This window comes from Agarivorans sp. QJM3NY_30 (assembly GCF_050870855.2).
Lineage (GTDB): Bacteria > Pseudomonadota > Gammaproteobacteria > Enterobacterales > Celerinatantimonadaceae > Agarivorans.
This window is the reverse complement of sequence record NZ_CP194038.2, coordinates 3,998,077-4,021,383: the sequence shown is the minus strand read 5'-3', so window position 1 is coordinate 4,021,383 and position 23,307 is coordinate 3,998,077. Positions and strand designations below refer to the sequence as shown.

Genomic DNA, 23,307 nt, shown 5'->3' with positions numbered 1-23,307 from the left:
ATTTAATTACAAGAGTAAGCTAAGGCTTGCTCTTGATGTTTTATATTGTAAAGGATGCAAGGTGCAGGAAGCCAACCCACAGCAACACCATCACCGTGATTTAGATATTGCTGCTGAGCGCAGTGACCCCTTACTGAATAGTTTGGTATTTTTGTCCAAGTATTACGGCAAGCCTTTTTCAGCGAAGGCGCTTTCGGCTGGTCTACCGTTAAAAGAGGGCTTGTTGACGCCTGCGTTATTACCTCGCGCGGCATTACGCGCCGGAATGGATGCATCTTTGGTTAAAAAACCAATTGATAAAATTCCCGACTTATTATTGCCTTGTATTTTGCTATTAGAAGATGGTCGCTGTTGTGTATTGCTTGCTCGTAACCAGCAAGATATTGAAGTAGCTTGGCCGGAATTACCTGATAGCCACGAGCATATTACTTTAGACAAATTGGCTCCGAGTTATAGCGGTTTTTGTTGTTATGTTCGTAAACGTTATCGTTTTGATGCGCGTTCTCCGGAAGCTTTAAAGAGTAACCGTGGTCATTGGTTCTGGAGTACTTTGCGTCGCTCGGCTCCTATCTACCGAGACGCTTTGGTCGCATCATTATTTGTGAATTTATTTGCAATTGCTTCGCCCTTATTTGTGATGAATGTTTATGATCGGGTCGTGCCCAATTCAGCGATGGATACCTTATGGGTATTGACAGCTGGAATGGCGCTGGTCTTGGTGTTCGATTTCGCTTTAAAGCAGATGCGTGCTTACACTTTAGACTTAGCAGCTAAGAAATCAGATATTTTATTATCTGCCCGAATCTTCGAAAAATTGCTGAACATGAAGATGGAGACTCGTCCTACCTCGGTAGGTGCCTTCGCAAAAAATATACAAGAGTTCGATTCGATCCGAGAATTTATTACCTCCGCCACGATTGCCGCTTTAGTTGATGTGCCATTTTCTTTGCTGTTCCTTGCGATTATTGCACTGGTTGCCGGCCCCTTGGTATTGGTGCCTGCTGGGGCGGCGCTGGTGATGCTTCTGTATTCATTTTGGATCAAACGTAAGATGCATCAAGAGGTCGAGCTAGGTAGCCGATTTGCCAGTCAAAAGAATGCTCATTTAATCGAAAGTCTTTCTGGTATCGAGTCTTTGAAGTTAGCGGGGGCAGAAAGCCAATTCCAGCATAAGTGGGAAGAGTTAGTCGGTAATATCGCCACTTGGAATATGCAAATTCGCAAATTGGCGACTTCGGTGGGCAGCGTTAACGGCTTTGTTTCACAAAGTACCACGGTGTTATTAGTGGTGGTTGGGGTATTTCAAATCTCTGTTGGTGAATTGTCGATGGGGGGCCTGGTGGCGGCGGTTATGTTAACCGGACGCGCTTTGGTTCCTTTCTCTCAAGTCTCATTATTGGCAACGCGTTATAATCAGGCGCAATCGGCATTGCAAAATCTAGAACAGATTATGGCTTTGCCGGATGAGAATCTAGAGCGTTATATGCATCGTTCTCATTTCGATGGCGATATCAGTTTTAGCGATGTAGATTTCACTTATCCGGGTTCTGAAGTTCAAGTGCTTAAACAGGTAAGCTTTGCGATTAAAGCCAAGGAAAAAGTCGCGATTATCGGGAAAATCGGTGCAGGAAAGACCAGCATTGAAAAACTTCTGCTGGGATTTTATACGCAACAGCAAGGCGCTATTCGTCTCGATGGTGTTGATTTAAAACAGATTAGTCCTGCAGATATTCGTCAAAAACTGGGGTGTTTACCTCAAGATATTAATCTGTTTTATGGCTCTATTCGGGAAAATATCACCCTCGGGGTGCCGCATATCGAAGATGAGCTGATTTTTCGCGCAGCAGAGTTAGCTGGGGTGAATGAGTTTACTGATATAGATCCTGAAGGTTTAGATCGTCAAGTGGGCGAGCGGGGTCAATATTTATCAGGGGGACAGCGCCAGGCGGTCGCTTTAGCACGTGCTTTGCTGTTTAACCCTCCGGTATTAGTGCTCGATGAACCGACCAGCAGTATGGACGCTCACTCTGAGAATTTAGTGAAGGCACAACTGAAACAAGTTGTCGCCGATAAAACCTTTATTTTAATTACACACAAAATGTCGATGTTGGATTTAGTTGATCGGATTATTGTATTGGAACGTGGTCGAGTGGTTGCCGATGGCAGTAAAGCAAAGGTTCTAGAGCTACTGCGTACTGGTCAAGTGAGGTCACCAAATGGCCAAGCGTAAGCTAAATGTTTCTGAGAGTGATCTGCAATTTGTGGATGATATTAACGCCGCGATATTAATGAAAACGCCGCGTAGTTCGCGTCGTTTACTATGGTTGATCTTTATTTTGATGATCTGCGCCTTATATTGGGCTCATTGGGCCAAAGTGGATGAAGTTACGGTCGGCGCGGGGAAAGTTATCCCTTCCCAACAAATTCAAACCATTCAAAATCTTGAAGGCGGTATTCTTAAACAAATTTTGGTGAAAGAAGGCGATACTGTTGAAATAGGCCAGCCTTTATTGTTGATTGACGATACTCGTTTTCGTTCCGATTTTCGTGAACGAGAGCAACGCTTAATTAATCTTCAGTCTGATGTAGCGCGCCTGCGTAGCGAAATTACCAGTATTAAAATGCACCCCGAGTTGGACATGACACAGTGGCGTAAACAAGTATTAATTAGTGATGAGCCCATAGACTTTGATGCCGAGTTTAGCCAAAAGTACCCTGAAGAAGTGAAGGGTCAGCAGTTGCAAAAGATGGCTAGGTTGCGGGCCTTACAAAATCAATTGTCGATTACCGCAGGTCAAATTGAGCAGAAACAACAGGAGTTATTGGAGCTTAAGTCTAAGGTAGAGCATGCTCAGCGGAGTTACAGTTTGGTGCTAGAAGAGCTCGCCCTCACGAAACCCTTAGCCAAAGAAGGTATTGTTTCTCAGGTCGAATTGTTAAAATTGAAACGTCAAGCCAACGACCTGAATGGCGAACTTCAAAGTAGCAAGCTATTAGAACCAAAAATTCGCAGTGCTATCGCCGAAACGGTGTATAAGCGTCGAGATATTGCGCTCGCTTTTTTGAGTGATGCGCGTCAGCAGTTGAATAAAATTGAATCTGAATTGCAGCCATTAACCGAGGGCCAAGTTGGTCTGCGGGATCGAGTCGCTCGTACTTCAGTGGTCTCGCCAGTCAAGGGGACTGTGAAAAAAATCTATAGCAATACGGTGGGTGGAGTGGTGCAACCAGGGATGAGCATCATGGAAATCGTGCCTATGGAAGATAATTTATTGGTTGAGGCGAAAATTCAACCTAAAGATATTGCTTTTCTTCGTCCGGGGCTTAAAACTGTTGTTAAATTCAGTGCTTACGACTTTTCAATTTATGGTGGTTTGAATGGTCATTTAGAATTAATAAGCGCAGATACGATTTTGGATGAAGAAGGTCATAGCTACTATTTAGTGCGGGTACGTACAGATAAAAACTACTTAGGTAGTGATAACATGCAGTTACCAATTATTCCTGGAATGTTGGCCAATGTAGACATTATCACCGGTAAAAAGAGTATTTTGGATTATCTATTAAAACCGATTATGAAGGCGCGACAGACTGCGTTAAGAGAACGTTAATCGTGAACGTACCAGTTAACAAGGAGAGTTAATGAACAAGTTGTGCTTAAGCATTACGTTTGGATTGATGATGAGCTGTAATTTCGCTTCGGCTCAATCTTTAGAGCAAGCGGTGGCCAAAGCTTTAACCGAGCATCCTCAATTACAATCTTCTTTTAACCAGTTTAAGGCAAGTGGTGAGCAATATCAGGGGGCAAAGGGCGGCTTTTATCCCAAGGTTGATTTGAATGCTGGCGCGGGGTGGGGGCAACGGGAAACAAACGCGTCAGGTACCAATAGCGCCAATCCTACAGAGCTTGGTATTAGTATTCGTCAGTTATTATTTAGCGGTTTTGCGACTACCGGTGAGGTATCGAGAACCGAGAATGAGGCGCGGGCCGATCAGTGGTTATTGTATAACGATGCCGAGAATATTGCGTTGCAGGTCGTGAATGTTTATTTAGAGGTGCTCAAGCAACAGCAATTGCTTGCCTTGGCTGAGAATAATTTGCAAACTCATCTGGCGATCCAAGGGGATATTAAGAAGCGCACCGATGCCGGGCTAGGTTCTAGTGCCGATCTTACTCAAATTAACGGTCGAGTGGCTCGAGCGAACACCAATGCTCTCTCCGCTCAAAATAACCTATTGGATGCTCAAAGCCAGTTTTTGCGAGTGGTGAATAGTCTCCCTCAGGATTTGGTCATGCCGGCGGCCGATATGAACTTGTTACCGCCGGATCTTGATAGTGCGGTTGATGCGGCCTTGAAAGTTCACCCCGCATTAAAGTCTGCGCAATATGATGTTGCAGCCGCGAATGCCCAAAATACCGTGGCTAAGTCGCGTAACTACCCAGAGGTTGCTTTAGAGTTAGATGGGGATTGGAATCGTAACCAAAACGGTCTCGCTCATACCAAAGATTATGAGCTAGCGGCGATGCTACGCTTGCGTTATAACTTATTTAATGGTGGCAGTGATTCAGCGGCGATTCGTCAGAGCGCTTATCAGGTCAATCGGGCCAAATCGATGAATGAGGATGCGCTGCGTCAAGTCACTGAGGGCACGCGCTTGGCTTGGAATGCCTGGGATGTATTGGTTCGTCAAAAATCATTCTTGCAGCGGCACGTTGATGCGAGTTACCAAACAGTGAGCGCCTACAAAAAACAGTTTAATTTGGGAAAGCGTAGTTTGTTGGATGTACTGAATACTGAGAACGAGTTATTTGAAGCTCAAAATGAGTTTATTGCTGCCGATATTGACGAATTACGAGCGAAATACCGTCTGCTGAATGCCACTGGGCAATTGCTCGAAGGATTACGGGTAGACCGACCCGAAGATTGGACTTTTTAATGCTTAAATTGAGCGCAGTCATCCTACTGGCGATCTTCAATCTGATGGCTTGTAGCCAGAGTGTTGAGCCTTATAGGGTTGAATTGGCGGGCTACGACCGTGCTGATCAAGATCGCGATGGGGTCATTAATCAACGAGATCTTTGCGTCGATACCGAATCTGGGGCTGAAATTGATAATAATGGTTGTGCTGCTTATCAATTAAATGTTGATAGTTATGAGCTGATGGTATTTTTTGAAAATGATTCGAGTCAATTGAAGCGTGAGTTTGAGCCGCAGTTACAGCAAGTCGCTGAATTTATGCGGCGTTATCCTCAGGTTGAAATTGGGGTTGAAGGTTACGCCAGTGCTAGCGGTCGTGCAGACTATAATCTGCAGCTTTCGCGGCAACGGGCGAAGGCTGTGAGCCAGGTACTGGTTGAGCGTTTTCAAATAAGTGAGCAGAGGATCCAACTACAGCCTATGGGCGAAAGCCAACAGTTGGTGGATGATGATTCACCTCAAGCGGCGGCTGCCAATCGTCGAGTCCGTATATTTGTGCAACAAAAATACCGCAATGTGGTCCCTAAATGGACTATCTACACGTCTCAGTTAAAGCCTTAGGTTAGCGGCATGCGGCGCCTTTTTTCACGCTGGTGGCTGATGGCTTTAATTTGGCCAATGCTGCTACTCGCTTCGGCCTATCAACTGGAAGAGCTTGCCGCCACGGTCCGCAGTTTTTATGGTGAAAGAGCCGAATTAAGAGTTCGCGCCTGGCGTCAGTTGATTGCCGAGAGTCAAACCATTGCAGAGGCCGAGCAGCTCAATCGGGTCAATGATTTTTTCAATCAAATGTTATTTGTCGATGATATTGAAGTTTGGGGACAAAAAGATTACTGGGCGACTCCGGTTGAATTTTTAGGCGCAGCCGCTGGTGATTGTGACGATTTTAGCATCGCCAAATATTTCTCCTTAATCGAATTAGGGGTTGATGATAGCAAGATGCGCTTGGTCTACGTTAAGTCTTTGACTTATAATCAGTTTCATATGGTTGTTGCGTATTATAAAACTCCGGCTTCGGTTCCCATTATTCTTGATAACATCAATCCAAGGATCCTGCCAGCGACACAACGTGGCGACTTAGTACCGATCTATAGCTTCAACGGTCAGCATCTTTGGCTAATGAAAGAAAAAGGTCGAGGTCAGTTGGCGGGTAACTCTTCTCGGCTTAAATTATGGACCGATTTACAACAGCGCTGGCGGCTCAATCAATTGAAAAAACCAGTAAAGAATTTTGAGGGCTAGGGGACCACTATGACCTTATATCGCCAATTATTGATAGTCGTATTGCTGATTTATGGTGGCTTACTTGCCGTTGTATTTACGATTGATGTTAACAATACTCGAACTTATTTGTCTGAACAGCAGCTCTCAGATGTGAATAATACAGTTACCTCTTTGGGATTGTCCTTGAGTCCTTATCTTGAAGCGAATGATAAAGTGGCGGCCGAGTCGGTGATTAACGCGATGTTCGACAGTGGCTACTATCAGCAAATTAGCCTGAAAATGTTCACTGATAATCAATTGATTGATCGACGTAATAGCGCCAGCATTGAGGGGGTACCTGACTGGTTTATCTCGCTGGCGTGGTTTAAACCGAGCGCCCAACAGCAGGTGCTCACTAGTGGTTGGATGCAGTTGGGCGAATTAAATGTGGTTGCTCACTCTGGCTATGCCTACTTGCAGTTATGGGATGCCATGCTTGATCTCGCCAAACTGTTTGTGGTGGGCTATTTGGTTACAGTACTATTGCTGATGCGAGCGCTACGTTATTTATTAAAGCCGCTAGAACAAATTCAAGAGCAAGCCAAACAGTTGGAACAGCGTAACTTTGGGCAAACTATCCCCTTGCCTCGCACTCAAGAGCTGCGCAGTGTAGTGGGGGCGATTAATCATATGTCAGATAGTATTGCCCAGCAGTTTGAGCAACAGGTCCGGGAGGCGAGCATCCTCCGTCAGCAAGCTTTTCAGGATTCGGTCTCAGGTTTGGGCAATCGAGCTTATTTTGTCAGTCAGAGTCAGTCTTGGTTGGCTGAATCCGGAGTTGGAGGTGTGGTCTTGCTCTCACTTGATGTGATAGAAGCCATCCATCTGCGAGATGGTTTTGTCGCACGTGATCACTTGATTCAATCCGTGGGCGAATTATTTTCTAGTTATATCCAGCAACAACAACAATTGGTATTTGCTCGCATTAGTAAATTAGAGTTCGCTATTTTAGCGGAAGGCTTTGATAAGCAACAATTGTTAGCGCTGACCAAGCAAGCGCATCAAGACATTATGCAACGACTGGGGCCTTGGCAGCATTATCTCAGTCGGCCGATGGTGATGGGTTTAGTATTGCGCCAGCATGATGAGAATATTAGCCAATTACTGACTGCCGCCGATGCAGCTTTGCATGCCGCGCGTGAGCAACGTGAGGGGTATTATAGTCTGGCAGCGGTTGAAGATAATGCGATACCTCGTAGCCAATGGAAACAGTTACTGGAAAGCACTATTGAGCGGCAAAGCTTGAATTATAAAACTCAAGTGGTTCAGTTTATTCATACCGATAGTGTGTTACACCATGAACTGTTTACGACTATCGAGGTCGATGCTCAAGATTATGCCGCTGGGCAATTTATGCCGGCAATTGAACAATTTAGACTGGGCGCTCAATTTGACCAAATGGTGGTAGAAAAAGCCGCCATTGCCTTGCATCGACAGCTAGACTTAAGCTTAGCCATTAATCTCACCTTGTCGGCCTTGAGTGATGTTCAGTTTTTAAACTGGTTGGTTGGTTTTGCCCGGCAGCAGCAAACAGTGGCAAAGCGGATGGCTTTTGAGATCCCAGAGACCGCATTTTTGCATGAAAATAGTGAACTTAGCCGATGCATCGATTGCTTGCGTGACCTTGGTTTTCAGATTGGCATCGATCAATATGGTCGTAACCTAAACTCACTGAGTTACTTAAGTCGAGTCAAACCAGATTATGTGAAAATTGATTATGGTTATACCGCTCAGGCTTTGGTTGAAGGGGGCGATAGTCATTTCTTGAGTGCTATTTGTCGTGCGGCTAAAAATTTGCAAATTGTGACGGTGGCACAACGGGTGGAGAATCAACAGCAAGTTGAGCGTTTAGCCAGCCTACCGGTGGATGCCTATCAAGGTTATGTGGCGCCACCTGAAAAATTCAACTTGATTGGGCAGCGGCGATGAAGCGATGTTTGTTGATTGTTTGCTAAGGCAGATTGAGCGGATATATTTCCGGGGTCTGTGGCAGATAAAGCCTCTACTAAGGCGGTTCAACGGCTCCGCAAGGGTTTTTATCTAGAGAAGATTAACCATAAAAGATGAATATGCCCGAGGGCTTACGAGGGAATAAGATGAAGAATTATCTGTTAGCGCTAGTCATTTGCTGTTGCGCGACAGCTCAACCAGTATTTGCCGCATTGTTACATACGAATGGTGAAGCGAAGCTATTGGTAATTGCCGATCAGGTACAACTTGATTTACAGGCCTCGAGTCTGGCGAAGACCGCTGGTGATGCGAAGCAACAAGTGGATAAAATCGTGAAGGTCACACAGTCAAAATTGGCTAATCTGCTCAGCGAATCTGATCGTTTCGAAGCTAGCCAATTACAAATTCAAGCTGAGTACCGCTATCAAGACCGCGAACGAATATTTGTCGGTTACCGTGCACAACGTAGTATCGTTGTAGAGCTCTCAAGTCTGGACTTACTCACTCGCGTATTGGATGCTGCGATGCTCAGTGGTGTGAATGAGGTTCGTCGCTTGCAATATACCAGCTCACAAGCAGAACAATATCAGCATCAGGTTCGCGCGATGGCTGTGGAAGATTCCTACGCAAAAGCCAAACAACTGGCCGATGCATATAATAGCCGTTTAGGTACCGTCGCCGAGGTGAACTACCGCAGTCAAGCGGGGGTGCCAATGATGAAAACAGAACGGGCGAATTTAGCTGCGGATGGGAATAGTAGTTCCTATCAGGCTGCTCAGCTAGTATTTAGTGATAACGTCGATGTTAGTTTTAACTTATTAACCGAAGATGATTGATTGGACAAGCGAATCATAAGTCCGAGCCAGAGGATGTAGTTGACTCAACCTAGTGACGATCAAGTAGCGGCCAGTATCCTTGTGCCGGACGGTTGATGAAAGGTGCCGATTCTCAAACTTCACGACGGACTACGAATAGGCTTAGCTTGTGGTGTACGAGTTGGCTTTCAGTTGCTGGTTTACGCTGAACCTGCAGAATTAGTTTGAATTGTCAGAGCACTTAACATGGATAAAAAGTTTAAACAATCGCTCTCTTTGCTGCAGCTGATGTGGTTGGCGCTGATGATGAACTTTGCTTTGCCGCTGGCCGCACAGCCAGTGCCGCCCACCGAAGTCGAGTTTGTCACTATTGATTATCCGCCGCTACTGGGCAAGAAAGACAGCATCATGACCGATATTACAACGGCGGCCTTTAATGCGATGGGAATAACCGTTACTTATAAAGTGTATCCGTTGGCGAGGGTGGTGAGAGCGGTTACCAGTAATAGTGTGGTAGGGGCCTTAGGCAGTAATAGTTGGTTTCATTATGCGCCCGCTGATGAACCGGTTGCTTTCATTCGTATGTATAGCCTGAATATGCTGCTCTTTTATTTAAAATCTCGTTTTCCCGAGGGACTCAAGTATCAAGATTTAAGCGAACTCAAAGACTACCAAATCGGTTATATCCGTGGCGGTTCACTGATTCCTGTATTTGAACGTGAAGGGATTAAACCGGATTTAGTGAGAAATTTGAGCCAAAATGTGCATAAGGTTTATGCGGGACGAGATGATATGTTTGCCGCTACCGAGCTTGGAGGCTGGGCGATTATTGAGCGCTACTATCCTGAGCATGTCGATAAGTTTTCGTCCGCAGAGCAAGCGATCCTCAACATTAGTGGGGATATTATTTTCGCGAGTCAACAGCGCTATTGGGCTGCGTTATTCCAACAGGGTTTTGAAGCCATCAAGGCGAATGGAGAATATTTAACCATTATTCAAAAGTACTACGGTGGGAGAGCTTTACCGCAACACATGCTCGATTTTATGCAGCAGCCAATTACCCTTGAAACACTTAAAGCCGTCGAATAAGCCTGGCATTTTGTGAGAACTCTCCAAGTCAAGTCCTGCCGCGTGGAATGGACTTGTGACTTGGAGAGTTGCATCAATATACGATTAGTCGGTCGACTTAATAGGCGGCATCGCTTACCACAAAGTCTTGGGCGTTGTGGGTATCAACCAGTTCGGCCGCTAAAATCACTCGTGATGGTGCACTGTGATACATTCTACCTAAATGTTCATGACGTAACCCGGTAATTGCTAACGCAATCCCTGAAGCAATCATGCTTGGTGGATAGGTCACTGTGGCTCTTACCACGGGGTTTCCATTCACGATCATGGCTATAATGTCCTGTGAACCTGCGCCACCTAAAACGGTTTTAATATCGCTGCGCCCAGATTCTTTGATTGCCTGCATCACACCCTTTAACATATCGTCATCTTGGCACCATACCGCATCAATTTTAGGGTGTTTTTGTAAATAGTTTTCCATGACAGCCAAGGCTTTTTGGGTCGACCAATCGGCTGGCTGACTGTCTAATATGGTGATGTCTGGATGTTTCGCTATCACTCGATTAAAGGCGTCTACTCGCTGCTTGTTAATCGGAATGGGCATGCCTTCAATCACAACCACCTTTCCTTTGTTTTTCATTTCTTTTGCAAGCCATTCACCACTGACTCTGCCAAGACCTGCGTTATCTCCGGCAATAAATACATTTTGGGCGGGAACTTCCAGTTCTCGGTCAACCACGACGGTATAAATACCGCTGTTGTAGGCTTCTTCGATAACTTTCTGTAGCGTTGCTGGATTGTGGGGTAAAATGACGAGCGCATCGATCCCTTTAATCATTAAATCTTCCACATCCCCCACTTGTTTTGAGCCTGAGCTGGCTGCGACTACATAAAACTCCAGCCCATCTTCTTGCTGTTTAAAATCTTTGGCAGCTTTTTCTGCCCACCACAGCAACCCAGCGGTCCAACCATGGTCTGCTGAGGGTACCGATACTCCAATTTTGAGGTTTTTTGCTATCGCGATATTGATGCTTAGTGAACTGACAAGCACAATACCCAGTAGCAGTTTTCCTATGTGTTGTAATAAACTCATGACTTGCTCTCCTTCGTATTAAATTGACGGCGTGGCTTTAGCGGTCTCGTTTGAATTGCATTAATACCGCAATCAAAATAACCAAGCCTTTTACCGTTCCTTGTAGATAGGGAGAAACCCCTAATAAATTCAGCATATTATTAATAATCCCCAGAATGATGGCTCCAATAACCGTCCCCCATAAGGTTCCTTTGCCACCGGATAGCGAAGTGCCGCCAATCACCACCGCGGCAATCGCATCCAGCTCGTAAAATAGGCCCGCGTCTCCAGGGCTCACCGAATTCAGCCGTGACGAAAGCATGAGTGCGGATAAACCCACGGTAAACCCCACAATCACAAAGCTTAATAAGTACACGCCTTGTACATTGATTGCCGAGTAAGTTGCCACTTTAGGGTTTGAGCCCACCGCGCAAAGGTGGCGCCCGAACGCGCTGTGGCGCAATACCACATGGCCTAATAGCGCTAAACTCAAAAATAGCCAGACTGGGATCGGAATACCTAGCCAGTAGCCCCCTCCGAGATCTGGGTAATAGGAGTTTTGCGAGACCATTTCTCCAGCATCGCTAATGTAAAGGGTGAGTGAGCGAAAAATAGACATGGTGGCTAGAGTCGAAACGAAGGCGGCAATTTTACCTTTGGTCGTGAGCCAGCCGTTGAGCGCCCCAAAGGCAGCTCCCATTGCCATTGCTGCGACAATTACGATGACAACGCTAGTCCAACCATCCCCTAAATAGTTGAGTAACATAATGACTAATACACCGACCAAGGCCAGCATCGAACCGACCGACAAGTCGATCCCACCAGCGATAATCACAAAGGTCATCCCAAGGGCGATAATTCCGGTGTAAGAGACTTGGCGTAGTACATTCGTGAGGTTTCTGGGGATCAGAAAGTGTTCGCTCGCTAAGGCCGAGAGTAAGATCAAAATTAACAGCGCGAGGAGTGGAGCCCAATTTGAAATACTAAGTGTTGGCAATCTGCTGAGCCAAGTTCTTGCTCGCTTCGGCTGGTTTTTAGTTTTCATTTTTGCAAGCTCATTCATGCTCGCTCTCCTGTCGTTGAGGTGTGGTGGTGGTCGCTTGTGAGGTTAGCCCCGCCGCCAGAAACATAATTTGTTGTTCATTAATTTGCTGGGCCTTGAGTTCTCCTTGGATCCGACCCTCGCGCATTACCAGTACCCGGTGAGCAAGGCCTATTAACTCTTCCATATCGGAGGAAATCACTACGACCGCTAAGCCTTGTTCGGTAAGGTTTTGTACAAAGTGATAAATTTCTTTCTTGGTATTTACATCCACTCCCCGAGTGGGTTCATCGAGGATTAAAATTTGTGGTTGGGTGTCCATCCATTTCGCCAGATAAACCTTTTGTTGATTCCCTCCGCTCAAATACAATAATTCGCTATTTAATGACGCGGCTTTAATATCGAATCTCTTCACATAGTGTTCGGCTGTCTGGTGAGTTTTACGATGATTAATTAAGCCTTTGCAGTATTGGCTTAAAGAAATCAAACTGATGTTTTCGGGTAGGTTAAAGTTCATGGTAAGGCCACAGCCTTGGCGATCTTCACTTAAGTAAGCCAGACCGTGTTTTAGGGCATCCTTAATGTTATGGATCGATACCATTTGTTGCTGAACCCATGTTTTTCCAGAATGGCGTCGGCGGAGGCCCATGATTGCCTCTGCCATTTCGGTTCGGCCACTACCGACTAAGCCAGCAAAACCCAGAACTTCACCCCGGCGTACACTAAAACTGATATCGTGCAGCAGGCCTTTGATTGAGAGCTGCTGAATCTTTAGTGCTTGCTGGGATTGAATTTCCGAGCGCAGAGGAAATACTTGATTAAGTTCTCTACCAACCATCTTACGGGCCATGTCTTGTTCGTTGATTTCACTTACCTGTTCAATCGTGATGAGTGAACCATCACGCAAGATCATCAGCCGATCGCATAATTGTTTTACCTCTTTAAGCTTGTGCGAGATGAATAAAATAGTGACACCTTGCGCTTTTAACTTTTCAATCAGTTTAAATAACACCGTGACTTCTTGGCTGGTGAGCACGGTTGTTGGCTCATCCATAATCAGCAGTCGAGCGTCATTAACCAAGGCTTTGGCTATTTCGACCATCTGTTTTTCGGCGACACTCAGTTGCTCAATCAGGGCATCTGCTGATAGCTCGGTTTCAAGTAAACTTAATAACTCTTGAGTTCGTTGGCGCATCGCTTTTTTATTGAGTAATATTGGCCCCTTGAGTTCTTGCCCAAGAAAGATGTTCTCAAATACGTTCAAACTAGCGATGAGGTTAAATTCTTGAGGGATCATGGCGATACCGAGTGCTTTCGCATCGCTAGGGCTATTGATCTTTACTTGTTTTCCGGCGACTGAAATTCGACCGCCACTACTTTGATAAATACCGGAAATAATTTTCAGTAGCGTGGATTTTCCAGCTCCGTTTTCGCCTAAAATCCCCATCACTTCGCCGGGCATTATCTGTGCACTAATGCCATCTAATACAGGTACCCCAGAAAAGTGTTTACTGATTTTCTCTAGGCTTAGAATGGGTTCAGCTTGCTTCATGCCCATTCTCCAAAGCGGTCCACTGGCCGTTATTTTGTGAAGAAAACAACATTGCATTGATGAATTGTAAGCCTTCAACACCTTGTTTTACGCCCGGTAATAGGCTGTTGGCAAAGATTTCAGTGGGAGATTTTCCTGCCGCGCACAGTCGGATAGCTTGCGCGGTTTCTTGATATAAATTAGCAAAGCCCTCGAGGTAACCCTCGGGGTGGCCTGCCGGCGTTCTAACTAAATGGGGGGATCCTGATTGATAACCATAACCAGCTCGACTTAAGATCCGGCTTGGTTGCGCAAAGGGGCTGTAAATTAGCTGATTGGGCTGCTCTTGCGCCCATTCTAAACCGCCATCACTACCGTAGACCCGGATCCGCAGCCCGTTTTCATTGCCGGGGGCGACTTGCGAACTCCACAACATACCGCGTACACCTTGCTCAAAACGCAGCATTGCATGTACGTTATCGTCTAATATTCGATTTTCGACGAAGCTGGTGAGTTCTGCGCTGACTTGTTCGACTTGTAAGCCAGAGACAAAGGTGGCTAAGTTGAAAGCATGGGTACCAATGTCACCTAAACAACCTGCAGGACCAGAACGTCGGGGGTCGGTGCGCCAGGCGGCTTGTTTATTACCGCTATTTTCGGTGGCGGTGGTCAGCCAATCTTGGGCATACTCGACTTGAACTAAACGCAGTCTACCTAAGATCCCTTCGCTGACCATTTGGCGGGCCTGCCGTATCATCGGGTAGGCGCTATAATTATGCGTTAATACAAATAATTTTCCGCTGCGAGTGGCCAATGTTTGCAGGCTTAAGGCTTCTTGTAGTGAGCAGGTCATTGGTTTGTCACAAATGACGTGAATGCCAGCCTGTAAAAACGCTTCCGCAATCGGGAAGTGTAAGTGATTTGGCGTCACAATGCTTACCGCTGTGATGCCATCGCTACGTGCCGCTTCGGCTTCGGCCATGTCTCGATAATCGAGATAACAGCGTGTCGGTTCAATAGCAAGTTCTGCTGCCGATTGTTTGGCTTTGTTCGGATCAGCGCTGAGGGCGCCAGCGACCAGCTCAAATTGATCATCTAAACGGGCGGCTATGCGATGAATTGCACCGATAAATGCGCCACTTCCCCCGCCAACCATGCCTAATTTAATCTTAGTCATACCTTGTTCCTTATAAACCTAAAATGCGTAAGTTGGCTGCTTGATCGATTGCGCTATCGGCAAAGTCGTCAAAGGCCTTATCGGTCACCTGAATGAGGTTTCTCTTGACAAAGGTTGCTCCCTCGGCAGCGCCTGCTTGAGGATGTTTCAGGCAGCATTCCCATTCCACCACGGCCCACCCTGTAAAGTCGTACTGTGCCAGCTTGGAAAAAATGCTCACAAAATCAACCTGCCCATCACCTAAGGAGCGAAATCGGCCAGCTCGTTCACTCCAGCTTTGGTAGCCTCCATACATACCTTGTTGGCCGCTTGGATTAAATTCAGCGTCTTTGACATGGAACATTTTTATACGTGGGTGGTAGCGGTCAATAAAGTCTAAATAATTGAGTTGTTGTAAAACAAAATGGCTCGGATCAAATAGGATGTTGCAGCGTGGATGGTATTTAACTGCAGCTAAGAATCGATCAAAGCTCACGCCATCGTGTAAGTCTTCTCCGGGATGTATTTCATAACATAGATCGACACCAGCTTGGTCGAAGGCATCCAAAATGGGCAGCCAGCGCTTAGCGAGTTCGGCAAAACCCGTTTCAATTAGCCCTTTTGGACGCTGTGGCCACGGGTACATATAAGGCCATAGCAAGGCTCCGGAAAAAGTGACGTGGGCGTGAAGCCCAAGGTTTTGTGATGCCTTTGCTGCCAGTAACAATTGCTCGACAGCCCATAGTTGACGCTCTTTTGGTTTGCCGTAAAACTGCTCGGGGGCAAAGCCGTCAAACATTTCATCGTAAGCGGGGTGTACTGCCACCAGTTGGCCTTGTAAATGAGTCGATAATTCGGTCAGGGTGAGACCGTGACCGTCAAGCAGCGCTAAAATTTGTTGGCAATATGCTAAATCGTTGGCGGCGCGCTCCAGATCAAATAAACGTTTATCCCAGCTCGGTATTTGTACCCCTTTGTAACCTAAGCTCGCAGCCCAACGGGCAATATTATCGAGGGTATTAAAGGGGGGCTCATCACTGGCAAATTGAGCCAGAAATAGCGCGGGTCCTTGTAGGTTTTTCATCGGTATTCCTTATCGATCCGTTGAATCAGTAATGACTAAATGTAATCGATTACATTTTTGTATTTTAAGAGTTATCATGTTGTTCATTTACTCCGGTGGTTTATTTCGCTTCGTCATGTGTTTTTTTCATTGGTGGATAAAATCTATACAAGATGTTGGCTTTTATCTAGCGGTTGTTGCGTAAATGTGATCAATGTTGAGCTTTAATGGTCACCGGTTAAGAAACGTTATCCGTAAAGCAAATAGCGTAAAGCGCTTTTGCAAAAACCGATGTAATCCGTTACATTTAGATGAACTTACGGAGCGTCGACCGAAGCTTTGTGCTGGTGTTATTAGCAACTAGGACTGTTCATGCCAACCATAAAAGATGTTGCCAAGCTTGCTGGAGTATCAACTGCTACGGTCTCTCGTGCTATGACGGATCCAGCAAAAGTATCGGATAAAACTCGGCTTAAGGTTGAGCTGGCGATTGCCCAGTCGGGCTACGCTCCTAATGTTATCGCTCGTAACCTGAGGCGAAGTGAATCGAAAACAGTGGTCATTATTGTGCCGGATATCGCCAATATGTTTTTTGCAAATATTGTGCGTGGTATACAGCAGATTGCCTTACAAAATGCTTATAAAGTATTACTCGGTGACTCTATCCACACTGTAGAACAAGCCAAAGAATATATGGACTTAGTCCGCAGCAAGCAGGCTGACGGCATTATCTCTTTAACTGCCGAGCTACCGATGGAGATCCGACAAGGGACGAGCATTCCAATGGTTATGGCTTGTGAATATTTTCCCGATTTTCCTATACCAACGGTCCGCATCGATAATCGAGGTTCGGCTAAACGGGCGGTGGATTACTTGCAGGATATAGGGCATCACCAAATAGCTTGTATTACCGGTCCCATGGAAAATCCTATCTGTATTGACCGTAAAGCGGGTTATCAAGATGCTCTACTTCAAGCTGGATATACGCTCAATGAAGCGGCTTTTGAGGAGGGGGATTTTAGTTTTCAGTCTGGCTATAGTGCGTTTATGCGTTTACAGCAGCATTACTCGATGACTGCTTTATTTTGTTTTAATGACATGATGGCGTTAGGGGCGATGAAGGCTGCGACTCAGCTTGGTATTAAAGTACCACAGCAATTATCTATCGTAGGTTTTGATGACCTCCTGTTTGCCGAATACACTAATCCAGAACTCACGACCATTCGCCAACCGCAAGAAGATATTGGTAAAATAGCGATGCATACCCTACTAAAAATATTGACAGGTGGTAAAGTTAACCAAGATACGGTCGTGCCAACTCAGTTGTTGGTTCGCTCTAGCGCAACCCCTCCGGAAATGATCTAACTAAACAGCTGAATGAGGCTGGCATTCCCACTTGATATGACTTTTAAACGCTTCCTCAGCTTTTGTTTGCTTGTTATTTAGAGTGTAAGTTAATCGGCGATCCTAAACATATTTAACATTTACTATTTTAAGATACTCGGCGAAGGTGTGGGTCGTGGTCGTGAGCATCTGCGATGTAAAAATTAGGTGTTTTGTTTTCTTTGGTTATACTTACAAAACTTATGAATTTCAGCCCTATTAGCTAATAGCAAGGCGGTGATGAGCGATGAAGGTTTGTTTTGCAAGACGACTCTGGGGCGTTTGCTTAATGCTCATTACATTTCTCATCGTGACCTCTGGCCGAGTTCAAGCGGACCCTCAACTAGATATCGATACCGTTGAGTTGGCGACAATAGACTATCCACCGTTAATGGGGGGTCGAGAAGCGATTCTTTCTGAACTTGCTAGCGCAGCCTTCGCAGCAGTGGGAATTAAGGTTAATTATCGGGTTTACTCTCTGCCCCGAGTGGTTCGGGCCGTTGCAACTAACGCGGTCGCCGGAGCCCTGGGGACTCATAATTGGTTCTACTATGATGATGCGAAGTTGCAAATATCATATATACCTATTTACGCCGTTAATATCCGATTATTTTATTTAAAGAGCCATTTCCCTCAAGGGCTGGACTACCAAGAGCTTCGTGATTTGCAAGGCTATAAAATCGGTTATATTCGTGGTGGTGCTTTACTCCCAGAGTTTGCTAAAGCCGATATTGAACCAGAATTAGTTCGAACTTTGCATCAAAATGTGGAAAAAGTGTATGCGGAACGCGATGATATGTTTGTTGCCACCGAGCTAGGAGGATGGGCTGTCATTAAGCAGCATTTCCCCGAGGATGTCAGTAAATTTGCGCAGGCTGAGGAGCCCTTATTTATTGACGAAGGAGATATCATTTTTTCTCATAAGTATAAACATTTACAAGACATTTTTTGGCTTGGTTTTCAGATGATTAAAGAGAATGGCCAATATTTAAAGGTGGTTGAAAAATACTATGGTAAACACCAAGCTCCGGCTTATTTGCAAAGGTTTATTGAGTCGCCCTAAGGGCTAATTTCGCGCGAAGCTGAATCACATCAACATGTGCACTGGACCATCATTTTGCCAGCTTGATTTAACTATCACGCCAAAACTTTAAGATATGCCCTTTAAAAGGCGTATTTAAATAGTCAGTATGTAGCGGTTTTTTATGAGTATTAAGGTATCCATATTGGGTCATACACTGACTCAGCTTACTTTTTCGACCTCGACCGGGGTCAACTAAAATCACTTCGCATTTACGGTTGGCATGGTTTTCAATAAAATTTGCCAGTAGTTTAATATGCTCATCTTCATAAAGCAGATCGCTGCCGATGATTAAATCAAACCGACCTAAATGATCTCGCTTGTCTGCCCAATCAACTCGTTGATAGTCAATGGATTTATCTCCATTAAGTAAGGTGTTGCGCTGCAAGAAAAACTCTGCTTCGGGGTGGTAATCGGTCGCGGTAATATCGGCATTTTGTTGATTAAGCAATAAACTAGAAAGTCCAATACCACAGCCTATCTCAAGAATGCGTTTGTTGCCTGTTTGATAGTCTGAAATATGATGGGCCAGTACCATGCTTGAAGGCCAAACAATACCAAATAGTGGCCAAGTGGCTGACGAAATCCCTAATTTTAATGCGATACCATCTGGGTCGCTAAATTGCTGATTGTCACGCAAGGTGCAAAGGTGAATGTCGGTACTACCAAACTCGATAGTTTGGTAACGAAGCCGCAGTGCTGATGTCATAATTATCCAAAGGGATTAAGAAGGCTAAGCCAGCTATCTAGGATAAGTGACGAAACAGAGTACACTAAGAATATAGCAATTTGAGTCTTGTACAAGTAATTTGCCTAGACTGGTTTTCTATAGGCACAAAAAAAGCCAGCATTTAGACTGGATTTTTTGCGACTTAGCGAATCAAATTAATGCAAAATACGCGCGCGTATTGTACCTTCAATTTCTTTTAGTTTGGCTATCGCTTGATCTGCTTGTGCTGTTTCTACATCAATTACAACGTAACCAATGTTAGCATTGGTTTGTAGATATTGAGCAGCAATGTTGATCGCATCTTCAGCAAAAGCTAAGTTGATTTTGGTTAATACGCCCGGTTGGTTATGGTGAATGTGTAACAGGCGGCTGGTGCCCGTATGCTCAGGCAGAGCCACTTCTGGGAAGTTAACCGCTGACAGCGTTGAACCATTGTCTGAGTACTTGGCTAGTTTCGCAGCCACTTCGATGCCGATATTCTCTTGGGCTTCCTGAGTTGAACCACCAACATGGGGGCTTAATAGGACGTTGTCGAAGTCACGTAGCGCAGAGACAAATTCTTCTTTGTTTGATTTTGGCTCGGTTGGGAATACATCGACAGCTGCCCCGGCTAATTTTTTACTTTCTAAAGCAGCAACCAGCGCTTCGATATCGACTACAGTACCGCGTGAAGCATTGATTAAAATTGAATTTTGCTTCATTGCTGCAAATTGAGCTTCTCCAAACATGTATTTGGTTTGGGGGGTTTCAGGCACGTGTAAACTAACCACATCACTCATCGCCAAGAGTTGGTTTAAGTCATTTACTTGGCTTGCATTACCCAAAGATAGCTTACTTTCGATGTCGTAATAGTAGACTTGCATGCCTAGGGTTTCAGCTAAGATCCCGAGTTGGGTGCCAATATGACCATAACCGATGATGCCCAATTTTTTACCGCGAGCTTCAAAAGAATTATCCGCAGATTTGATCCACTCGCCGCGGTGTGCTTTGGCGTTTTTCTCTGGAATACCGCGAAACAATAAGATGATTTCACCTAATACCAACTCGGCAACGCTACGGGTATTAGAGAAGGGAGCATTAAATACGGGAACGCCCTTTTTTTGCGCGGCGGCTAAGTCAACCTGATTCGTACCAATACAGAAACAACCAATAGCCACTAACTTATTCGCGGCGGCAAGCACTCGTTCGTTGAGGTTGGTGCGAGAACGAATACCGATGAAATGAACATCTTTGATTTTCTCTATCAGTTCGTCTTCTGCTAGCGAAGTTTTGATCATTTCTACATTCTCATAACCAGCTAATTGAAAGGACTGTAATGAACTCGGGTGCAGACCCTCTAATAACAAAACCTTAATTTTTTCCTTGCCTAACGAATACTTTGCCATGTTTGCTTCCTAAAACCCATGTTACCGCTTGAGCGAGTAAATTTAGCAAAAAAGCACCACTTAGGGAATGTAATTTTATTACATCAAAATTTATTCATGTTTCGGCTAAAACACTGAGTTTGCCATGATTGATAGTTTTATATTTGGTATATTTGTACTTGGCTGGCAGTAATTAGAGACGAATTGAGACTGGTTGGAATATGTCACAAAAAAAGGAGTGCAGAAAGCACCCATTTTTTTGTTCGCTTGCTTATTTAGCGTTTTAGAGCGCCTTCTGGAGTACCAATCACCACGTGATCTGCGCCGCGAGCGGCAAACAAGCCATTGGTCACGACACCAGCAATAGCATTGATATCACGTTCCATTTCAAGCGGGTTGATGATCTTCATGCTATGTACATCCAAGATAACATTGCCGTTATCGGTGACAACTCCCTCTCGGTATACGGGATCGCCTCCCAGTTTTACCAATTCACGCGCCACATAGCTGCGAGCCATAGGGATCACTTCTACTGGTAGTGGAAACTCACCTAAAACATCCACTTGTTTGGTATTGTCGACGATACAAATGAATTTTTCGGCGACCGCTGCAACAATTTTTTCTCGGGTTAATGCCGCACCACCGCCTTTAATCATATGATTTTGGCCGTTAATTTCGTCGGCTCCATCGACATAAATAGACAATTGGTCGACGCTATTCAAGTCGAATACTTCAATGCCATAAGCCAATAGTTTTTCGGTTGATGCCTCAGAGCTGGATACGGCACCGATGATTTGATTCTTCATGGTGGCGAGAGCATCAATAAAATGATTAACCGTAGAACCCGTGCCAACACCAACAATCGTGTCTTTTTGTACGTAATCTAAGGCGGCCCAGCCTGCGGCCTTTTTCATTTCATCTTGTGTCATTGCGATGCTCCGAAGCGATAGTTGTGAGAATTTGCCAATAAGTTGGCTATTTGGCGCGCAGTATAACCAAGCACAAAGGTGAACGCCAATGTCGATTGTTGTTTTTAGGCTGCGCGTCGGGTGAGCTAAATTAGGCGCTTACCAGCGCCAGTCTTTGCTGGGGGTGAGGATCCGTTTTAAGGGCTGATCCCATACCTGAACAGGAACTGCATCGACTTGCTGGCAGTCGTGAGCCAAGCCAACCACCAGCGGGGGATCGGTTTCTATATTCGCCAATAAACGATCGTAATAGCCACCGCCCATACCCAGTCGATTTCCCTCGGCATCGAAAGCAACCAAAGGGGTTAAGATCAGTTCTAATTGCTGGCCGGGAATGACCGCCGCTGGGTCAAAAATGGGTTCGGCGATCCCAAAGCGGTTTTGTTGCATCAGTGTGTTGGCATGATAGTGATGAAAACACATGTTTCCATTGGTATTTGGGTCGACTAAAGGGACAAAGACTTGTTTGTTTTGCTGCCACAACCAGTCGATAATTAATGAAAGATCCAGTTCCCCATCAAAGGCTAAATATAAGGCGATTCGTTGTGGTTTTACTAGGGTGGGATCCGCTTGTAAGTATTCGAGGATCGCTTGGCTGGCCTGTTGCTGCTGGGTGGGGCTTAAGCTGCCGCGCTGTTGGCGGATCTGATGGCGTAATTGTTGTCGCCACTGCTGATCTTGCGCCGCATCAAGTTTGCTCATACCAAAGGCTTAAGTTGCTATTAGATTGTTTCAGTGTGCAATGAGATGCAGAGGGAAGCAAGTTTTAAAGTCCCCCAAGCCTGAGTGTATCAGGCTTGGTTGGTCCACTTGAGTTTATACCGAGCGAAACAAGATGCTGATCATAGGAGCGGGTTAAAATCGAGAAGCATGGTTTTTGAAATTGGGCGTCCGGTAATGGTGACTTCAATTTCAGCCTTGTTTTGTCGATCTTAAGCGGGTAACTTTTGATCATCAACCGATTTCAATTGGTATTAGTCAAGTTCCACGTTGTGATAAACGTTTTGTACGTCATCACAGTCGTCCAACATAGCTTGAAATTTTTCAAACATCGCCACATCATCACCGCTAATTTTGGTGTAGTTTTGCGGAATGAAGCTAATTTCTTCCATCTCAAACTCTAGTTCTGGTAGCGCTGTTATCAGTGAAGTTTTAACTTTGAAGTACTCAGTATGAGGAGCAAACACGGTAATCATGCCGTCTTCGCACTCTACGTCAGTGACTTCTACGTCATCCATTAATAGGATTTCTAAAATGGCATCTTCGTCGTCACCTTGAAAAGCAAAGATTGCTTGGTGATCGAACATGTGAGCCACGCTGCCTTGGTTGCCAATTTTTGATTTGGTTTTAACAAAAGCTTGACGAACGTCGGTAAAGGTACGGCTGTTATTATCGGTTAAACAGTCAACAATCACCATACAACCGCCAGGGCCATAACCTTCGTAGCGGGCTGGTACGTAATCTTCACCTGCTCCACCTTTCGCTTTCTCTATGGCTTTATCGATAACATGGCTAGGTACCTGATCTTTCTTGGCGCGGTCAATTACACTGCGTAATTGCAGATTTGCGTCGATATCGGCACCGCCGTTTTTAGCGATAACATAGATTTCTTTACTGTATTTAGAATAAACCTTGGTCTTAGCACCTGCGGTTTTGGCCATCGAGGCCTTACGTACTTCAAAACTTCTGCCCATGGGTTGCTCTTTCTCGGATACTTAAAAATTCTGGGAGGGATTTTACCAGCTGAAACGCAGGGAACAAGGGCTGGGTAGGTTTCTGGGTGAAGAATGTCCTTAAACTTGTTAATTCGTGAGGTATTTAACTGTAAATACCTCACACGCG

20 protein-coding genes are annotated in these 23,307 nt (G+C 45.3%); 10 read left to right on the top strand and 10 right to left on the bottom strand.

Annotation, left to right across the window (positions count from 1 at the left end):
• The first annotated feature begins 61 nt into the window (after positions 1 to 61).
• The 8 genes from ACRRSX_RS18145 (at position 62) to ACRRSX_RS18110 (ending at position 10,096) form a co-directional block, all read left to right on the top strand.
• Entirely contained in the window at positions 62 to 2,230 is a 2,169-nt protein-coding gene (locus ACRRSX_RS18145) for a type I secretion system permease/ATPase (protein ID WP_432451811.1), read from the top strand.
• The gene (locus ACRRSX_RS18140; protein WP_432451812.1) at positions 2,217 to 3,611 is read left to right on the top strand and encodes an HlyD family type I secretion periplasmic adaptor subunit; all 1,395 of its coding nucleotides are present in this window, start codon (positions 2,217 to 2,219) and stop codon (positions 3,609 to 3,611) included. The genes ACRRSX_RS18145 and ACRRSX_RS18140 overlap by 14 nt, the downstream gene beginning before the upstream one ends.
• Positions 3,612 to 3,642: 31 nt before the next feature.
• Positions 3,643 to 4,938 carry a TolC family outer membrane protein gene (locus ACRRSX_RS18135; RefSeq protein ID WP_432451813.1) on the top strand — a complete coding sequence of 432 codons (1,296 nt, stop codon included), beginning with the start codon at positions 3,643 to 3,645 and terminating at the stop codon, positions 4,936 to 4,938.
• Positions 4,938 to 5,540 (top strand): OmpA family protein, encoded by a 603-nt coding sequence (locus ACRRSX_RS18130; protein WP_432451814.1) that lies wholly within the window; start codon positions 4,938 to 4,940, stop codon positions 5,538 to 5,540. Before ACRRSX_RS18135 ends, ACRRSX_RS18130 begins: the two co-directional genes overlap by 1 nt.
• Before the next feature lie 9 nt (positions 5,541 to 5,549).
• Positions 5,550 to 6,221: a transglutaminase-like cysteine peptidase gene (locus ACRRSX_RS18125; protein ID WP_432451815.1), complete on the top strand. Its 672-nt coding sequence runs from the start codon at positions 5,550 to 5,552 to the stop codon at positions 6,219 to 6,221.
• Between the two features lie 9 nt (positions 6,222 to 6,230).
• Positions 6,231 to 8,171, top strand: coding sequence for a bifunctional diguanylate cyclase/phosphodiesterase (locus tag ACRRSX_RS18120; protein WP_432451816.1), 1,941 nt, complete (start codon positions 6,231 to 6,233; stop codon positions 8,169 to 8,171).
• Positions 8,172 to 8,338: 167 nt separating this feature from the next.
• Positions 8,339 to 9,028, top strand: a complete 690-nt coding sequence (locus ACRRSX_RS18115; RefSeq protein ID WP_432451817.1) for an SIMPL domain-containing protein — start codon at positions 8,339 to 8,341, stop codon at positions 9,026 to 9,028.
• Between the two features lie 225 nt (positions 9,029 to 9,253).
• Complete coding sequence (locus ACRRSX_RS18110) at positions 9,254 to 10,096, top strand: substrate-binding periplasmic protein (RefSeq protein WP_432451818.1); 843 nt, start codon at positions 9,254 to 9,256, stop codon at positions 10,094 to 10,096.
• A gap of 97 nt (positions 10,097 to 10,193) precedes the next feature.
• Here ACRRSX_RS18110 and ACRRSX_RS18105 read toward each other — a convergent pair whose 3' ends face one another.
• The 5 genes from ACRRSX_RS18105 to ACRRSX_RS18085 are packed head-to-tail and all read right to left on the bottom strand — an operon-like array spanning position 10,194 to position 15,960.
• On the bottom strand, positions 10,194 to 11,168 hold the full coding sequence (locus ACRRSX_RS18105) for a substrate-binding domain-containing protein (protein WP_432451819.1): 975 nt from the start codon (positions 11,166 to 11,168) through the stop codon (positions 10,194 to 10,196).
• A gap of 37 nt (positions 11,169 to 11,205) precedes the next feature.
• The gene (locus tag ACRRSX_RS18100) at positions 11,206 to 12,210 is read right to left on the bottom strand and encodes an ABC transporter permease (RefSeq protein ID WP_432451820.1); all 1,005 of its coding nucleotides are present in this window, start codon (positions 12,208 to 12,210) and stop codon (positions 11,206 to 11,208) included.
• Positions 12,203 to 13,741 (bottom strand): sugar ABC transporter ATP-binding protein, encoded by a 1,539-nt coding sequence (locus ACRRSX_RS18095; RefSeq protein ID WP_432451822.1) that lies wholly within the window; start codon positions 13,739 to 13,741, stop codon positions 12,203 to 12,205. Before ACRRSX_RS18095 ends, ACRRSX_RS18100 begins: the two co-directional genes overlap by 8 nt.
• Positions 13,728 to 14,897 carry a Gfo/Idh/MocA family protein gene (locus ACRRSX_RS18090; protein ID WP_432451823.1) on the bottom strand — a complete coding sequence of 390 codons (1,170 nt, stop codon included), beginning with the start codon at positions 14,895 to 14,897 and terminating at the stop codon, positions 13,728 to 13,730. Before ACRRSX_RS18090 ends, ACRRSX_RS18095 begins: the two co-directional genes overlap by 14 nt.
• A 10-nt stretch (positions 14,898 to 14,907) precedes the next feature.
• Positions 14,908 to 15,960 carry a sugar phosphate isomerase/epimerase family protein gene (locus ACRRSX_RS18085; protein WP_432451825.1) on the bottom strand — a complete coding sequence of 351 codons (1,053 nt, stop codon included), beginning with the start codon at positions 15,958 to 15,960 and terminating at the stop codon, positions 14,908 to 14,910.
• A 351-nt stretch (positions 15,961 to 16,311) separates the two neighbouring features.
• On the opposite strand from ACRRSX_RS18085, the gene ACRRSX_RS18080 reads away from it, so the two are divergent.
• Both ACRRSX_RS18080 and ACRRSX_RS18075 read left to right on the top strand, forming a co-directional pair.
• On the top strand, positions 16,312 to 17,304 hold the full coding sequence (locus ACRRSX_RS18080; protein WP_432451826.1) for a LacI family DNA-binding transcriptional regulator: 993 nt from the start codon (positions 16,312 to 16,314) through the stop codon (positions 17,302 to 17,304).
• A 307-nt stretch (positions 17,305 to 17,611) separates the two neighbouring features.
• Positions 17,612 to 18,385, top strand: a complete 774-nt coding sequence (locus ACRRSX_RS18075; protein WP_432451827.1) for a substrate-binding periplasmic protein — start codon at positions 17,612 to 17,614, stop codon at positions 18,383 to 18,385.
• 67 nt (positions 18,386 to 18,452) lie between these two features.
• Here ACRRSX_RS18075 and ACRRSX_RS18070 read toward each other — a convergent pair whose 3' ends face one another.
• The 5 genes from ACRRSX_RS18070 to ACRRSX_RS18050 all read right to left on the bottom strand — a co-directional run bounded on the left by ACRRSX_RS18070 (position 18,453) and on the right by ACRRSX_RS18050 (position 23,159).
• A complete protein-coding gene (locus ACRRSX_RS18070) occupies positions 18,453 to 19,112 on the bottom strand; it encodes a class I SAM-dependent methyltransferase (RefSeq protein ID WP_432451828.1) in 660 nt (219 codons plus the stop codon).
• Between the two features lie 176 nt (positions 19,113 to 19,288).
• Positions 19,289 to 20,518, bottom strand: a complete 1,230-nt coding sequence (serA, locus tag ACRRSX_RS18065; protein WP_432451829.1) for a phosphoglycerate dehydrogenase — start codon at positions 20,516 to 20,518, stop codon at positions 19,289 to 19,291.
• Positions 20,519 to 20,772: 254 nt separating this feature from the next.
• On the bottom strand, positions 20,773 to 21,426 hold the full coding sequence (rpiA, locus tag ACRRSX_RS18060; RefSeq protein ID WP_432451830.1) for a ribose-5-phosphate isomerase RpiA: 654 nt from the start codon (positions 21,424 to 21,426) through the stop codon (positions 20,773 to 20,775).
• 138 nt (positions 21,427 to 21,564) lie between these two features.
• Complete coding sequence (locus tag ACRRSX_RS18055; protein WP_432451831.1) at positions 21,565 to 22,167, bottom strand: 5-formyltetrahydrofolate cyclo-ligase; 603 nt, start codon at positions 22,165 to 22,167, stop codon at positions 21,565 to 21,567.
• A gap of 272 nt (positions 22,168 to 22,439) precedes the next feature.
• Complete coding sequence (locus tag ACRRSX_RS18050; RefSeq protein ID WP_432451832.1) at positions 22,440 to 23,159, bottom strand: YebC/PmpR family DNA-binding transcriptional regulator; 720 nt, start codon at positions 23,157 to 23,159, stop codon at positions 22,440 to 22,442.
• Positions 23,160 to 23,307 lie beyond the last annotated feature (148 nt).

Excerpts from the sequence above, each read along its gene's own strand:
- ACRRSX_RS18105 (WP_432451819.1), bottom strand. The coding sequence starts at position 11,168 with ATGAGTTTATTACAACACATAGGAAAACTGCTACTGGGTATTGTGCTT.
- ACRRSX_RS18100 (WP_432451820.1), bottom strand. The coding sequence starts at position 12,210 with ATGAATGAGCTTGCAAAAATGAAAACTAAAAACCAGCCGAAGCGAGCA.
- ACRRSX_RS18110 (WP_432451818.1), top strand. The coding sequence starts at position 9,254 with ATGGATAAAAAGTTTAAACAATCGCTCTCTTTGCTGCAGCTGATGTGG.
- rpiA (WP_432451830.1), bottom strand. The coding sequence starts at position 21,426 with ATGACACAAGATGAAATGAAAAAGGCCGCAGGCTGGGCCGCCTTAGAT.
- ACRRSX_RS18070 (WP_432451828.1), bottom strand. The coding sequence starts at position 19,112 with ATGACATCAGCACTGCGGCTTCGTTACCAAACTATCGAGTTTGGTAGT.
- ACRRSX_RS18120 (WP_432451816.1), top strand. The coding sequence starts at position 6,231 with ATGACCTTATATCGCCAATTATTGATAGTCGTATTGCTGATTTATGGT.
- ACRRSX_RS18130 (WP_432451814.1), top strand. The coding sequence starts at position 4,938 with ATGCTTAAATTGAGCGCAGTCATCCTACTGGCGATCTTCAATCTGATG.
- ACRRSX_RS18125 (WP_432451815.1), top strand. The coding sequence starts at position 5,550 with ATGCGGCGCCTTTTTTCACGCTGGTGGCTGATGGCTTTAATTTGGCCA.
- ACRRSX_RS18115 (WP_432451817.1), top strand. The coding sequence starts at position 8,339 with ATGAAGAATTATCTGTTAGCGCTAGTCATTTGCTGTTGCGCGACAGCT.
- ACRRSX_RS18095 (WP_432451822.1), bottom strand. The coding sequence starts at position 13,741 with ATGAAGCAAGCTGAACCCATTCTAAGCCTAGAGAAAATCAGTAAACAC.
- ACRRSX_RS18090 (WP_432451823.1), bottom strand. The coding sequence starts at position 14,897 with ATGACTAAGATTAAATTAGGCATGGTTGGCGGGGGAAGTGGCGCATTT.
- ACRRSX_RS18135 (WP_432451813.1), top strand. The coding sequence starts at position 3,643 with ATGAACAAGTTGTGCTTAAGCATTACGTTTGGATTGATGATGAGCTGT.
- ACRRSX_RS18140 (WP_432451812.1), top strand. The coding sequence starts at position 2,217 with ATGGCCAAGCGTAAGCTAAATGTTTCTGAGAGTGATCTGCAATTTGTG.
- ACRRSX_RS18080 (WP_432451826.1), top strand. The coding sequence starts at position 16,312 with ATGCCAACCATAAAAGATGTTGCCAAGCTTGCTGGAGTATCAACTGCT.
- serA (WP_432451829.1), bottom strand. The coding sequence starts at position 20,518 with ATGGCAAAGTATTCGTTAGGCAAGGAAAAAATTAAGGTTTTGTTATTA.
- ACRRSX_RS18050 (WP_432451832.1), bottom strand. The coding sequence starts at position 23,159 with ATGGGCAGAAGTTTTGAAGTACGTAAGGCCTCGATGGCCAAAACCGCA.
- ACRRSX_RS18075 (WP_432451827.1), top strand. The coding sequence starts at position 17,612 with ATGCTCATTACATTTCTCATCGTGACCTCTGGCCGAGTTCAAGCGGAC.
- ACRRSX_RS18085 (WP_432451825.1), bottom strand. The coding sequence starts at position 15,960 with ATGAAAAACCTACAAGGACCCGCGCTATTTCTGGCTCAATTTGCCAGT.
- ACRRSX_RS18055 (WP_432451831.1), bottom strand. The coding sequence starts at position 22,167 with ATGAGCAAACTTGATGCGGCGCAAGATCAGCAGTGGCGACAACAATTA.